Raw genomic sequence first — 12,616 nt, forward strand, 5'->3', positions numbered from 1 at the left:
TCACAGCCCGAGCTTCTCCAGCTCAGCGTCGTAGGCGTCCTCGATCTCCTCCTCGGAGCGGCCGTCGTCATTCCACATCGCCATGAGTCGCGCGTGGGTGCCCTCGTCGAGGGATTCGTAGCGCTCCCGCCAGGCTTCGGCGTTCTCGGTCCAGTAGCCGAGGACCTTGTAGTCGGTCGCCGGGAGCTTCAGGTCGTGGCGGAGGTGCTTGCGCACGCCGCGCGTGGCCTTCGTCTCACCGGCGACCCAGACGTACCCGCGCCCCGTCGGAAGCTCGGCCGCGCGCAGGATCTCCTCGATGCGCGTGGGACCGTGCCCGTTGCCGCCGTGCACCCAGTGCAGCTCCACTCCGTCCGGGGTGGTCAGGGACAGCTCGTCCTCGGCCGTCGCGACCTCGACGACCACGCGGGTACGGACGCCGCTCGGCGCGTTCTCGGCGAGGCGAGCGGCCGCCGGCAGGCCGGTGGCGTCGGCGATCAGAAGCTGCCACTCGATGTCGGCGGGGGCCGCGTAGAGCGCCTTCGGCGTGTTGACCCCGAGCACGTCACCCGGCTGGGCGCGCAGGGCCCACGCCGCCGCGATCCCCCCGTCGTGCACGACGAAGTCGATGGTGAGCTCGCGCGCCGCGGCATCCCAGTCCCGCACCGTGTACGTGCGCATCGGGGCCGGATCCACACCCTCCGGGAAGTCCCAGTAGCCGTCGTCGGTCGGGAACGGCAGGTTCGGCTCGATCTGCCCCTCGGTCGGGAAGAAGACGCGGAAGTACTCATCGCCCACCCCGGTGGTCACGAATCCATCGAGACCTTCGCCCCCGAAGACGATCCGCATCATGCCCGGGCTCAGCCGTTCGACGCGCTGCACCACGATGCGGTGCACGAGGTTGACGGTCATCCGAGGAGCGCCTTCTCGACGACGGTGAGGAACGCGTCCATGCCGCTGGGGGAGCCGTAGATCATCTCGTAGTTGTAGGGGTAGTACTCGCCGCTCTGGACGAACGAGAGGTTCTGCCAGATCGCGTTCTGCTGCAGGGCCTCGTCCTCCTCGACCCAGACGGTGCCATCCTCTTCGGCTCCGGTGAACACGACGTCGATGCCCTCGAGCTGTCCGAGCTGCTCGGGGCTCAGTTCCGCGTACTCGTCGCTCGCGGGCAGGCCGTCCTCCGTCGCGTTCATCAGGGGCGCCATCTCCAGACCGAGGTCGGCGAAGACGAGGCAGGGCACGCCGTAGCAGGACGTCGTGACCTGACCGTCCCAGTAGCCGACGTCTGCGACGACGGGGTGGATGTCGGCGGCGTCGAGGCGGGAGCGGATGTCGGCGATGCGGGCCTCGTACTGGTCGACCCACTCCTGCCACTGCTCCTCGCGTCCGAGATCGGTCGCGGCCTTCGCGACGACGTCTCGCCAGTCGCCCCCGTCGAATGCGTTGTACGTGTAGGTCGGTGCGATCTTCTGGAGCTGCCCGTCGAGGTCTTCCTCGTAGCCGAGGCCGCTGAGGATGAAGTCCGGTTCGGCCTCGAGCACGGCCTCCAGGTTGAACTCCGGGAAGTTCCCGAAGGTCTCCAGCCCCTCCAGTTCCTCTTGAGGGAAGAAGTCGGGGAAGGCCGTGAAGTCGTCGCGGATCGGCTGTGTGCCGGCGAGGTCGAAACCGAGCGTGATGAGGATGTCGAGGTCGGTCGTGTAGAAGCCGAGTGCCGCCGTCGGCTCGGCCGGGATCGTGATGTCGACGCCGGTCGGAGTCGTGAGCTCCACCGTGTCGTCCGCGGTGGAGGAGCCGCCGGCGGAGGAAGCGGCGCACGAGGTCAGGAGAAGGCAGGTCGCTGCGAGCGCGACGAGGGACACGGGCGTGGAGCGCATGGGAGGGTCTTCCGGAAGAGGATCGGGGAGCCGGGGCTTAGGTAAGGCTCGGCTTACCCAGTATGGATCCGTCCGATGTCGCGGAGATGCCACACCGTGTCGAGGTCACGCCGACTTCGCGGAATCCTCGTCGCGTCGCGCGGCGTACTCGCCGGGCGTGCGCCCGACTTCCCGGCGGAAGGCCTGCACGAACGCACTCGGCGTCGCGTAGCCGGAGCGCCGGCTCACGTGCGCGACCGTGTAGTCGGCGGAGAGCCACTCGATGGCGCGGCGCATGCGTGCTCGGGTGCGCCAGGTGGAGAAGCTCAGGCCGGTCTCGGCGACGAACAGGCGCGAGAGGTTCCGCGCGCTGGCGCCCACGTGATGCCCCCACTCCTCGATCGAGCGATCGTCGGCGGGGTCGGAGAGCAGCGCCTCGGCGATCGCTCGGGTACGCAGGTCGAGGGGGAGGGGAAGGTCGACGACGGATGCTTCGACGGGTTCGAGCAGGCTGACCACGAGTTCCTCCGCATGCAGGCGCGGTCCCGCAGCGAGGTACGGCGGAGCCTCGAGTCGGTCGAGCACGGCGCGCATCACGTCGGGCAGGGCGACCGCGGTCGTGCGCGGCGAGGGGGAGGCGATGTCGCCGTCGATGAAGGTGCAGCGGAACGAGGTGCCGGCCGCGGCGATCACGCGATGGGACGTCTCGGCGGGAATCCAGAGACCCTGCGTGGCGGGGATGGCGAAGTGTCCGTGCTCGGTCTCGGCGGTGAGAACGCCTCGCGCCCCCCAGAGCAGTTCGTGACGATCGGGGTGGGTGTGGGTGTCCCAAGCGGCCCCGTCGACCACGTCGAACTCGTTCGTTCCGATGCGCCAGACGACGCTCTCCTCGGAGTCGGTATCGGTGAGCGACATGAAGCCTCCGCTTGCCTTCCCGTGGGCAGATTAGGACACCCTAAGTTAGCACGGCGCTCGTCTCGCCGAGGGGGCGGGGCGGAACGAAGAAGCCCCGCTCCGTCGAGGCGACGTGCGGGGCTGTGATGTGTGGGCGATACCGGACTCGAACCGATGACCTCTTCCGTGTGAAGGAAGCGCGCTACCAACTGCGCCAATCGCCCATGACCCAGGGGGTCGAGAAACGATACTACCGGACGCGCGCGGGCCGTGATGACCATCCGGCGAGACACGCGCGAGATTCGCTTCCGGTTTGGACAGTCGCGGATCATCGGCTAATGTTTCATAAGTGCCCGGGACAACCGGGAACGAAATGCGGATGTAGCGCAGTTGGTAGCGCACAACCTTGCCAAGGTTGGGGTCGCGAGTTCGAGTCTCGTCATCCGCTCGAGTGCAGAGGGTCTTCTTCGGAAGGCCTTCCGCACGTGGGGTCAATCCACACGGTGGCGTGGCCGAGCGGCTAGGCACCGGCCTGCAAAGCCGTTTACACGGGTTCGAATCCCGTCGCCACCTCACTGAGAACTGAATAGCCTTCATAGGCGCGATTGGCGCAGCGGTAGCGCGCTTCCCTGACACGGAAGAGGTCACTGGTTCGATCCCAGTATCGCGCACACCACAGAAGAAGCCCCCGGAGAGATCCGGGGGCTTCTTCGTTTCTGCGTCGGGCCGACCGACGCGCCCCGTCAGGGGCGCACGGGCGGGAGCATCCGATGCGACAGTGCCCGCACCGAGCGCAGCTTCCTCCCATGGCGGAGGAAGAGCGCGAGTGCGGTGAGACGTCGCCGCAGTCCCCACCAGGTCACCAGCGACAGCGACTCCGTCACGATCGCTCCGCTCATCTTCGACTCGCCGTGCACGCGCTCGACGAAGGTGATCGGAACCTCGACGACGCGCAGGCCGCGCTCCAACGCGCGCCACAGCAGATCGACCTGGAAGCAGTACCCCTGCGAGGCGACGTGGAGCAGATCGATCCGTCGCAACGCGGCGGCGCTGAAGACGCGGTAGCCGCCCGTCGAGTCGCGTACGTCGATCCCAAGCGCCAACCGCGCGTAGAGATTGCCGCCTCGACTGAGGATCTCGCGATGGCGCGACCAGTTGACGACCTCACCTCCCGGTACCCAGCGTGAGCCGAGGACGAGATCGTGGTCGATGAGCTGATCGACGAGCTTGGGCAGCTCTTCGGGACGATGCGACCCGTCGGCGTCCATCTCGACCAGGGCCCAGTAGTCCCGTTCGAGTCCCCAGGCGAAGCCCGCGAGATACGCGCCACCCAGACCGTTCTTCTCGGTACGGTGCAGGACGTGCACCTCCGAGTGGCGGGTCGCGAGGGCATCCGCGAGGTCGCCCGTCCCGTCGGGGGAGGCATCGTCGACGATCAGGATGTCGGCATCGGCCGCCGCCAGCACGCGACCGACGATCGACTCGATGTTCTCGATCTCGTTGAAGGTCGGGATGATGACCAGGGTCTCGTTCACGGTGTGTCCTTTCGAGGGGTCAACGGCGGAGTTCGGCGAAGACGATGAGGTTGTCGAGGTAGTGACCCGTTGACGAGTCGAACACCCCGCCGCAGGTGATCAAACGCAGTTCGGGGGTCGGGACGTTGCTGTAGACGGATGCCGTCGGGAACTCGGCCTTCGCGGATTGAGCCGTACCGGTGACCGAGAAGGTCAGCGCGGCACCGTCCGAGAGGGTGACGACGATCTCGTCGCCGGCGACCAGGTCGCCGATGGCGACGAACACCGCGGGGGCGCTGGGGGAGTCGACGTGCCCGGCGATGATCGCGGGTCCGATGGCCCCGGGGACGACGCCCTCGGCGTACCAGCCGGCCATGTCGTAGTCGACCGGCGCCCCCAGACGTCCCTCGGAGTCGAGCGCGAGGTCCTCCAGCGTCGTATCGACGCCGATGGCCGGAATCTGGACGCGTATCGGAACGGCATCCGCGGCGTGCATCTCGGGCTCGGCCGGATCCTGCAGCTCTCCCGCCGAGAAGGATCCGTCGTTCGCCGACGGCGTGGTTGCGGGCTCGGTCGGTTCCCCGGGCGCCCCGCATGCGCTCAGCGCGAGCGCGAGCACCACGGCGCCCGCGGCCGCGAGCACGTTCCACGTGCGGAGCCGACGCATCAGGCCGCCCGCTTTCCGCACCCGCCGAGGGAATCGTCGCTGAGCATCGCCGTCGACAGCATCACCCACGCGTTGCCGTAGTACGTCGGATACTCGGCCGACAGTTGGGCAGCCTTCTCGAGATCGAGGGTCGCCGCCACATCGTCACCGGATGCATACGCGGATGCCGCCCGAGCGGTGTACCCGAAGGCCGATTCCTCGGAGGCGAGTGATCCACCGCCCAGGTCGAGTCGCGACGACAGCTCGCTCTCGCGATCGAGGGTCGTCAACGGCAGCGCGGCCAGCGCGACATCGCTCGCGGTGCACGACTCGGCGTAGCGCAGCATGAGGCGGGGCGCATCGAAGGCGTACTGCACGGGGTCGCCCTCGCCGAGCGGGCCCGGCATTGGTTCGATGAGCCCGTCGACGTGGACCTGCGCCCAGTCGGGCGGGAGATCGGTCGCGGTCAGGATCTCGTCGGTCACGGAAGCACTTCCCGCCTGCAGCTCATCCCACCGGGGGTCGCCCGTCGCCGCTCTGAGCACCTCGTAGGCCACGGGGGAGGCGTAGCTCGGGTTGTATGCGTACGGTTCGCGCTCTGCGGCCCAGAGTCCGGGCAACAGGATGCGACCACGTTCGGTGACCACTGTCATCCGATCAGCGATGACCGTCGCCAGATCGACGCCATCCTCGCGCAGGTCGTCGCGTCCGAATCTGTCACCGGCGAGGACGAGCGCCCGGGCGGCGTCGAGGTCGGCATCCGAGGCCGGTTCGTCGTCGACGATGGCTCCGTCGTCCCATCGCCAGGCCATCAGCCCGTCGGAACGGACGAGTTCGTCCTGCGTCCACGCCCAGATCTCATCGAACCGCTGTTCGTCGTCGGCGATGACCGCGGCGAACAGGCCGTAGGCCTGTCCTTCGCTGACGGTGTCGCCGCCCTCGTCGTGCCGGACGACGCGCCCGTCCTCGACCCATTCGTCGAGGAACGAGGTCGCGAGTTCCGCGGCGTCGAGCTCGGGCGCTTCTGCTCCGTCGGCCGGGAGAGGCGTGGACGTCGCCTCGGTGTCGGACGCCGGAGGCCCGTGATCGGACGAACTCAGCCCGATGGCGAGTGCTGCGGTGCCGGCGGTCACGACGACGGCACCCGCTGCGATGCCGACCAGTGCGGAGCGGCGCATCAGAGCACCGCGTCCAGGGCCTTCGACGCGGCGAGCAGGAGGCCCGCCGTCGACGAGAGGTACCCGCCGCCGGTGTCGACTCCGCCGTCGGGCACGTCGCCCACCGAAGCGCTGTCGAGGATCGGCAGGATCGTCAGGCCGCCGTTCGCCGTGTCGAGAACGAACAGGGTCGTGACGCTGCCCGGCTCCACCGAGACCTCTGCGGTGTCGGCCACGCCGTCGCCGGCGAGTTCGAGCGACCAGTCGCCCGCGGGGATCTCCGCGTAGCCGGTGGCCGATCCCGCCTTCGCGTCCTGGGCGATCGCATCGCCCTGGGCGGTCGTGACGTCGACCTCGGGGGTGATCGTCGACGCCTGGATGAGGCGGATGCGCGCGGAACCGGCGGCCGGCTCGCTCAGGTCGTCGTCGAAGGAACGCACCTGCAGATCGTTCGTCGGGCCGTAGGCGGCGACGGTGGTGGCAGTGCCCGAGTCGATGGTGACGGTCTCGGAGATCACCGGCACGCTCGAGCCGGAGGCGCCGGCGGGAACCATGCTGACGGTGTACGTACCCGCCGGCAGCTCCTCGTAACCCGACACATCGCCGTACCCGACGCCGTTGAGCTCGAACAGCGTCGATCCGCCGCTGACCGCCGAGACGCGCACATCGACGGATTTCGTGTCGGGGGACAGGTGGCCCAGGCGCAGCCAACCGGCCTGTTCCGTGGTCGCGGTCGGGGCCGTCGAGCTCGGTGAGGTGCCGTCGGCCGCGGTGGCGGCCAGGGGTGCCGCGGTGAGCACGAGAAGCGCGGTCGCGCTCGTGGCCAGGGTCGCCTTCAGGTGCGGGAATCGTGAGGTGTTCATGATGTTCTCCTTCTGAATGGGTCGTGGATCGTTCGGTCGGGTTACGGCAGGGTCGACTGGAGTGAGACCGAATAGCGGAGGACGACCGTGTCGCCGTCGATCGCGACATCGGCGGGCTCGTAGGTTCCGTCCAGGGACTCGACGAGGGCCTTCGCGTCGGGGCCGAGGACGCCATCGACAACGGCGGGAGATCCATCGATCGCCGAGAGCGCCACCTGGCGGAAGGTCATCCCGTCCTCACCGGAGACGATCGGGAAACCGGAGACCGACACCGATCCGGAACCGGCCAGGGTCGCGAGTACGGCGATGATGCGGGCGTCCACCTGCCCCGCCGTCAGTCGGTCGCGGTCCTGATCGCTCAGAGCCACCTCAGGATTCGTCGCGAGCTGGGCGCCGAGGGCGGCGCGGTTGGCTTCGGCAGCCTCCGCCGTCATCGCCGCTTGTTCGGCACCGTCGATGGTCACTCGGCGGACCTCGACCGCTTGGGTCCCCGAGCCGAACCTCGCGACGACGACGGAGTTGTCGATCGCCTCCTGCACCTGCGGGAAGGCGCCGGGGAACGTGCGCATCGAGTCGGTCGTCACGACGTAGTCGGCGTCGCGCCATCCGTTCGGCGATTGCGTCTGCACGGCGGGATCGGTGTCGAGCTTGTAGTACCAGATGACGTTGTCACGATCCCATCCGGCCTTCACCAGATCGACCCACATCGCGTCGTCGACGATCAGCCGCTGGTCGGGCGAGGCATTCTCGATCAGCCACCCCTGTGCACTGCGCAGGGGTTCGTCGAGGTCGGCGAGCACGAAGCCGCGCAGCTGAGTGGTCCACAGCGGCACCGCCACCACGGCTCCGATCGCCGCCACCGACACAGCTCCCAGCGCGAGACCTCTCCGCGTGGCGTTCTTTCGTCGCAGACGAGCGATCGCGCCGTCGGTGACGCCCGCGATCAGCAGCGCTCCGAACGGGATCAGCATGATGACGTACGGCACCGGGAGGTATCCGCCGGGACGCAGCATGAAGACGGTCATTCCCCACAGCAGCAGGGCGTAGGGGCGGAATCGGGGGAGGAAGAGCGCCGCGGTCGCCGAGAGGAGGCTGAGGACGATGAAGACGGGGTCGAGCTGCCACCACATCCCCAGGGTGCGGTTGAGCAGTGAGTCCGGATCCGCGAGGGATCCGCTGCCCTCGCGCGACCCGAGCTGGAAGGTGACACCCTCGATCAGGCTCACCCGTCCTGCGCCGCTGAACAGTTCGCCCTTCACCGCGGCGAGCAGCAGATAGCTCCCGCCGATCAGCACGAGGATGCTCGCGGCGACGGACAGCGTGTAGCGCCGGGTCTCTCGTCGAGCCGCGCGCACCATGACCCAGATCAGGACGGGCAACGCGAGCAGGAACGTCTCCTTGGTGAGGACCGCGATGCCGAAGGCGAGCGCCGAACCGGCGAAGGCGGCGAGCTGACCGCGGCGATTCATGGCGAGGAAGAACGCGAGCAGTAGCCACGGCACCGCGATGTTGTCGAGGTAGACCGTGCGATGGAACTGCACGGCGAGAGGCGAGAGCGCGAAGAGCAGTCCGGTGGCGGCGGCGGCGCCGCGAGACATGCCCAGGCGCCGCGCCAGAGCCCACAGCAGAACGACGGAGACGAGTGCCGCGACGAGAACCGCTTCCCGTCCGGCGAGGACCGCGATGTCCCAGCGCTCGAACGCACCGGTGAGCTGGGTGTACCCCGCGATCTGGAGCCATCCCAACGGGGGATGGTCGTACCAGTACGTGTAGTGGGCGAGTTCGCCGAGATGCGTCACCGCCCAGGCCTGCGCGGTGTACGTGCCCTCGTCGTCGATGCGCTGCGGCGATCCGCCGAGGTTGAGGAAATTGACGACAGCGCTGATCAGGAGGACCGGAAGGAGCCAGAGGAGGTCGCGCCCGTGCGCCCGTAACCAGTTCGCGAGAGGGGGACCGGGACGATGGACCGAGGTCGACGTCGAGCGCTCCTCGGCTGCGAATGCTGCCGGTTCGGTCGGCCGGGGCTTCTCGAGCGTGGTGCTCATGCGGGAACCCCCTCGGCGATCGGCGCGTCGGTGAGCGACACGGTGCCGGGCACGGTCTCGGTGTCGCGGTGCGCACCGGTGTGCTCCGTCTTCTCCCATCCACGCTCACCGCGCAGCTCTCGGAAGACGGCACGGATCGCCGCGAGTGCCAGCAGCACCTGGAAGGGGATGGTCCCGAGCACCAGGCGCACGTAGTCGAGTACGCGCACCTTCTGCCCGTACAGTCGACCGAACTCTCCGAGGCCGGCGATCTCCACGGCCACCGTCACGAGCGTCGGCGCCAGAGGGATGAACGTCAACAGCGCCACGGCCGTGGGCACCTTCACCACGAGGATCAGGAAGACGGACAGCGGGATCAGCAGGCCGGTCGCTGCCTGCAGGAACGGCATGGCGAGCATGTACCGTGCGAAAAGGCGCTGCCCGCGGGTGGGGAGTGAGCGCCACTCGCCCTTGCGGAGCACCTGCAGGAAGCCCTGGTTCCACCGCGTGCGCTGCTTGTAGAACGACTTCAGGGTGCCGGGGGTCTCCTCGCGGGTCACGTACTCGGGGCTGTAGGCCACGACGACCTTCTCGCCCTGACTCGAGAGCCGAACGCCCAGTTCGCAGTCCTCGGCGAGGCACTCGGCGTCCCATCCGTCATTACGCTGCAGGGCGTCGCGCTTCACGAAGACGGTGTTGCCGCCGAGGGGGATGAACTTCGCGCCGGCATGGAAGTGCAGGCGCGAGCGGAACCAGAAGTAGTACTCGAGCACGTTTCGCAGCGACCACCACGTGGTGCGGAAGTTCATCAGCTGCACGCCGCCCTGCACGACGGTGGCGCCGGTCTCCGAGAAGCGGGAATCGATATGGCGGAGCAGCTCGGGGTGGACTTCGTCCTCGGCATCGAAGACGCCGATGATCGAGCCCGCGGCGTGCGGAAGCGCCCGGTTGAGGGCCTTGGGCTTGTTCTTGGGGACGCTGTCGTCGACGATGACCTCGATGCGATCCGGATGCCGTGCGGCCGCTGCGCGGACGACTGCGGTCGTGCCCGGGTCGTCGTCACCCACGATCGCGATGATCTGCACGTCGGGATGCGTCTGGGCGGCGAGCGCGTCGAGCGTCTGACCCATGACCTCCTCCTCGTGCCGGCCCGGTACGAGCAGCGTGAACGTGTGCTGCGGGTCCTGCGGTTCCTTCGAGAAGGCGGTGCTGTCGTAGGTGGTCTTCGAACGCCAGGCGTACAGCATCCACCACAGGGTCGTGACGGCGATCAGCGTGAGCGCGAGGGCGATGACGACGAGACCGGAGTATCCGGCGATCGCAGCCCAGTCGACGCCGGAAGCGGTCGAGGAGGCATCGACGAGGTTCGGATCAAGCACCTCGCGGTTCGGGACGCCGTCGGGTGCCGGGGCCTGCTCCGGCGCGGGGGTGAGGAGCGGTCCGGGAGCGGGCTCGCTCTCGGTGGACGGGGAGTGAAGGGCGGGGAAGAGGATCACGATGTTGCCTCCTGCGGGGTCCGGAAGACGAGGAATCGGTACGTGAAGTAGCGGAAGAGTGTGCCGAGCAGGAGCCCGACGACGTTGCCGGCGATGTTGTCGGCAAGTGCGGAGGTGAAACCGAGCAGGTAGTGCGACACGAACAGGCATCCGGCGGCGATCAGCAGGCCGCCGCCGTTCGCGAGCAGGAAGAGGAGCAACTCCTTGACCACCGCGGGACGGCGTGTGCGTCGGAAGGTGACGTACCGATGTCCGAGCCAGGCGACGCCGGTGGCGATGGTGACCGAGATCACCTTCGCCCAGATCACCTGGTCGGGCATCACGGTGGCGCGGAGCAGGTTGTAGCCGCCCACGTCGACGACGAAGGCGATCAGGCCCACCCCGCCGAAGGAAGCGAGTTGGGGCACGGCTCTCCGCACCGCCGAGGCGATGCGGGACAGCGAGGCGAATGGCGCGGAGGGGGAGAGCGTCATACAGCGAGTTCGGAGGCCCCCAGAGGTGCGGATTGGGTTTATTCGATGATCCGCGAAATACCGGTCAAGGGTTGACCGGGCAGTGCGAGGAGCGTAGCTTCACGCGCGCGAGTCGCCGTCGCTGAAGTGCGCGACCATCCAGATGCCGCCGCCGATGATCACGGCGAGGGCGAACCCCAGGGCGGCGGCGAACCCTCCGCTCCCGTACATCCAGCCCGGGATCAGGGCGCACCCCACAGGTGCGTCCGGTTGCCAGGTGCCGACGAGCCATCCGCTCCGGCAGTAGTCCTGGATCGCCGGCGCGAGGAACATCGCGACGGCGAAACCGCCGATCGCGCCCATGACCGCCGTCCAGACCGCCCCGAACGGCGCGCCGGCGCGCGTCTCCGCTTCGCCCATCGTCGGTACCCTTTCCCCAGTGGTACCCCTCCGAGGACAGCAAAGCACGTTGCTCCAGCAGGCGGAAGAGCAATCGTCCGTGCGGAGCGAGACCGTGCTCAGTCGTTCAGAGCCTGCAGCGCCGCTGCGATCCGGCGCACCGCTTCTTCGAGGAGCGGCCGGGGCAGGGCGAAGACGAATCGGGTGAATCCGATCGCGGCCACGCCGCAGGCGGCGCCGTCCGTCATCGCGACACCGGCGTGCTCGCGGAACCACTCGCCCAGATCCCCCGTCAGCCCGGTCTCCCGGAAGTCGAGGAGCGCGATGTAGGTTCCCTCCGGAACGGTCATCCGCACCTGGGGAAGGTGCTCGGCGACCAGGGCGGCCAGTGCTCGGCGATTACCGTCGAGATAGGCGACCGTCTCGTGCAGCCACTCGCCCCCATCGGCGTACGCGGCGACGTTGGCGACCGCTCCGATCGTCGAGGTGCCGTGCCCCGACCACGCTCCTTCGCGTTCCCAGAGCTCCGCATCCCGCTCGTTCGAGACGATGATCTGCGCGCACTTGAGACCGGCGAGGTTCCACGCCTTGGACGCGGAGGTGGCGGTGAGGGTGTGACCTGCGGCGACATCGGAGATCGAGGCGTAGGGGATGTGCTGGGCGGGGGCGTAGACGATCGGCGCGTGGATCTCGTCCGAGAACACGCGTCCGCCGGCGTCGTGCACAGTCTCCGCCACCCGTTCGAGCTCTTCGCGCGTCGCGACCGTTCCGAGCGGGTTGTGCGGATTGCACAGCACGAGCAGCTCACCGCCCTCGGCGAAGGCCGCGGCCACCGCGTCGTGGTCGAGCACCCAGCGCCCGTTCTCGACGATGCTCGGCACCTCGATGACCCGTCGCCCGTGCATCGGGGGAACCATGAGGAACGGCATGTACGCCGGCGTCGGGACGATCACGGCGGCCCCCGGAGCCGTGTACTGCTCGATCGCGTACTCGAAAGCGGTGATCACGTCGGGGACCTGTTTCACCTGCGCCGACGAGATCTCCCAGCCGTAGCGAGCGGCGTACCAGGTGGCCGTCGCGGCGGCGAGCTGGTCGGCGAGATGCTGTGGAAGGTAGCCCGTGAGGCCCTGCTCGAGGGCATCGCCCACCGCGTCCTTCACCGCGGGCGCGACCCCGAAATCCATCTCGGCGACGAAGGCGCCGATGGTGTCGGGGAAGGTCGTCCACTTGACGCTCCCCGCCTCTCGCAGATCGTTCTCGGTGAGGGTGTCGATGCGGTCGACGGACATACGGGGATCCTTCACGGCAGGGGAGAGGGGGCTCCCTCGATCGTACGGGG

The 12,616-nt window shown here is 68.4% G+C and carries 12 protein-coding genes and 4 tRNA genes; 3 read left to right on the forward strand and 13 right to left on the reverse strand.

Features of this window, described 5'->3' with window-relative positions:
* From KZC52_RS02000 to KZC52_RS02015, 4 genes are all read right to left on the reverse strand, one after another.
* A complete protein-coding gene (locus KZC52_RS02000; protein WP_247622399.1) occupies nucleotides 1-891 on the reverse strand; it encodes a siderophore-interacting protein in 891 nt (296 codons plus the stop codon).
* Nucleotides 888-1,853 carry an ABC transporter substrate-binding protein gene (locus KZC52_RS02005; protein ID WP_247622400.1) on the reverse strand — a complete coding sequence of 322 codons (966 nt, stop codon included), beginning with the start codon at nucleotides 1,851-1,853 and terminating at the stop codon, nucleotides 888-890. The genes KZC52_RS02000 and KZC52_RS02005 overlap by 4 nt, the downstream gene beginning before the upstream one ends.
* Nucleotides 1,854-1,958: 105 nt before the next feature.
* Nucleotides 1,959-2,747, reverse strand: a complete 789-nt coding sequence (locus tag KZC52_RS02010; protein WP_247622401.1) for a helix-turn-helix domain-containing protein — start codon at nucleotides 2,745-2,747, stop codon at nucleotides 1,959-1,961.
* A 130-nt stretch (nucleotides 2,748-2,877) separates the two neighbouring features.
* Nucleotides 2,878-2,950: transfer RNA gene (locus KZC52_RS02015), tRNA-Val, on the reverse strand.
* Nucleotides 2,951-3,101: 151 nt separating this feature from the next.
* Between KZC52_RS02015 and KZC52_RS02020 the strand changes: the two genes are divergently transcribed.
* The 3 genes from KZC52_RS02020 to KZC52_RS02030 all read left to right on the forward strand — a co-directional run bounded on the left by KZC52_RS02020 (nucleotide 3,102) and on the right by KZC52_RS02030 (nucleotide 3,397).
* Nucleotides 3,102-3,174 (forward strand) — tRNA-Gly (locus KZC52_RS02020).
* A gap of 54 nt (nucleotides 3,175-3,228) precedes the next feature.
* Nucleotides 3,229-3,299: transfer RNA gene (locus tag KZC52_RS02025), tRNA-Cys, on the forward strand.
* Between the two features lie 26 nt (nucleotides 3,300-3,325).
* Nucleotides 3,326-3,397 (forward strand) — tRNA-Val (locus tag KZC52_RS02030).
* Nucleotides 3,398-3,469: 72 nt separating this feature from the next.
* Here the strand turns inward: KZC52_RS02030 and KZC52_RS02035 are convergent.
* From KZC52_RS02035 to KZC52_RS02075, 9 genes are all read right to left on the reverse strand, one after another.
* On the reverse strand, nucleotides 3,470-4,261 hold the full coding sequence (locus KZC52_RS02035; RefSeq protein WP_247622402.1) for a polyprenol monophosphomannose synthase: 792 nt from the start codon (nucleotides 4,259-4,261) through the stop codon (nucleotides 3,470-3,472).
* A gap of 19 nt (nucleotides 4,262-4,280) precedes the next feature.
* Nucleotides 4,281-4,907, reverse strand: coding sequence for a class F sortase (locus tag KZC52_RS02040; RefSeq protein ID WP_247622403.1), 627 nt, complete (start codon nucleotides 4,905-4,907; stop codon nucleotides 4,281-4,283).
* Complete coding sequence (locus KZC52_RS02045) at nucleotides 4,907-6,064, reverse strand: family 8 glycosyl hydrolase (protein ID WP_247622404.1); 1,158 nt, start codon at nucleotides 6,062-6,064, stop codon at nucleotides 4,907-4,909. The genes KZC52_RS02040 and KZC52_RS02045 overlap by 1 nt, the downstream gene beginning before the upstream one ends.
* Complete coding sequence (locus KZC52_RS02050; protein WP_247622405.1) at nucleotides 6,064-6,906, reverse strand: DUF4397 domain-containing protein; 843 nt, start codon at nucleotides 6,904-6,906, stop codon at nucleotides 6,064-6,066. The genes KZC52_RS02045 and KZC52_RS02050 overlap by 1 nt, the downstream gene beginning before the upstream one ends.
* Nucleotides 6,907-6,947: 41 nt before the next feature.
* Nucleotides 6,948-8,951 (reverse strand): ArnT family glycosyltransferase, encoded by a 2,004-nt coding sequence (locus KZC52_RS02055; RefSeq protein ID WP_247622406.1) that lies wholly within the window; start codon nucleotides 8,949-8,951, stop codon nucleotides 6,948-6,950.
* The gene (locus KZC52_RS02060; protein WP_247622407.1) at nucleotides 8,948-10,426 is read right to left on the reverse strand and encodes a glycosyltransferase; all 1,479 of its coding nucleotides are present in this window, start codon (nucleotides 10,424-10,426) and stop codon (nucleotides 8,948-8,950) included. Before KZC52_RS02060 ends, KZC52_RS02055 begins: the two co-directional genes overlap by 4 nt.
* The gene (locus tag KZC52_RS02065; RefSeq protein WP_247622408.1) at nucleotides 10,423-10,833 is read right to left on the reverse strand and encodes a GtrA family protein; all 411 of its coding nucleotides are present in this window, start codon (nucleotides 10,831-10,833) and stop codon (nucleotides 10,423-10,425) included. Before KZC52_RS02065 ends, KZC52_RS02060 begins: the two co-directional genes overlap by 4 nt.
* A gap of 165 nt (nucleotides 10,834-10,998) precedes the next feature.
* Complete coding sequence (locus KZC52_RS02070; protein WP_247622409.1) at nucleotides 10,999-11,298, reverse strand: hypothetical protein; 300 nt, start codon at nucleotides 11,296-11,298, stop codon at nucleotides 10,999-11,001.
* A 98-nt stretch (nucleotides 11,299-11,396) separates the two neighbouring features.
* Nucleotides 11,397-12,566, reverse strand: coding sequence for a MalY/PatB family protein (locus tag KZC52_RS02075; RefSeq protein WP_247622410.1), 1,170 nt, complete (start codon nucleotides 12,564-12,566; stop codon nucleotides 11,397-11,399).
* Nucleotides 12,567-12,616 lie beyond the last annotated feature (50 nt).

The sequence above is a fragment of the Microbacterium galbinum genome (assembly GCF_023091225.1).
GTDB classification, from domain to species: domain Bacteria; phylum Actinomycetota; class Actinomycetes; order Actinomycetales; family Microbacteriaceae; genus Microbacterium; species Microbacterium galbinum.

Excerpts from the sequence above, each read along its gene's own strand:
- KZC52_RS02055 (WP_247622406.1), bottom strand. The coding sequence starts at position 8,951 with ATGAGCACCACGCTCGAGAAGCCCCGGCCGACCGAACCGGCAGCATTC.
- KZC52_RS02075 (WP_247622410.1), bottom strand. The coding sequence starts at position 12,566 with ATGTCCGTCGACCGCATCGACACCCTCACCGAGAACGATCTGCGAGAG.
- KZC52_RS02005 (WP_247622400.1), bottom strand. The coding sequence starts at position 1,853 with ATGCGCTCCACGCCCGTGTCCCTCGTCGCGCTCGCAGCGACCTGCCTT.
- KZC52_RS02045 (WP_247622404.1), bottom strand. The coding sequence starts at position 6,064 with ATGCGCCGCTCCGCACTGGTCGGCATCGCAGCGGGTGCCGTCGTCGTG.
- KZC52_RS02010 (WP_247622401.1), bottom strand. The coding sequence starts at position 2,747 with ATGTCGCTCACCGATACCGACTCCGAGGAGAGCGTCGTCTGGCGCATC.
- KZC52_RS02050 (WP_247622405.1), bottom strand. The coding sequence starts at position 6,906 with ATGAACACCTCACGATTCCCGCACCTGAAGGCGACCCTGGCCACGAGC.
- KZC52_RS02040 (WP_247622403.1), bottom strand. The coding sequence starts at position 4,907 with ATGCGTCGGCTCCGCACGTGGAACGTGCTCGCGGCCGCGGGCGCCGTG.
- KZC52_RS02070 (WP_247622409.1), bottom strand. The coding sequence starts at position 11,298 with ATGGGCGAAGCGGAGACGCGCGCCGGCGCGCCGTTCGGGGCGGTCTGG.
- KZC52_RS02000 (WP_247622399.1), bottom strand. The coding sequence starts at position 891 with ATGACCGTCAACCTCGTGCACCGCATCGTGGTGCAGCGCGTCGAACGG.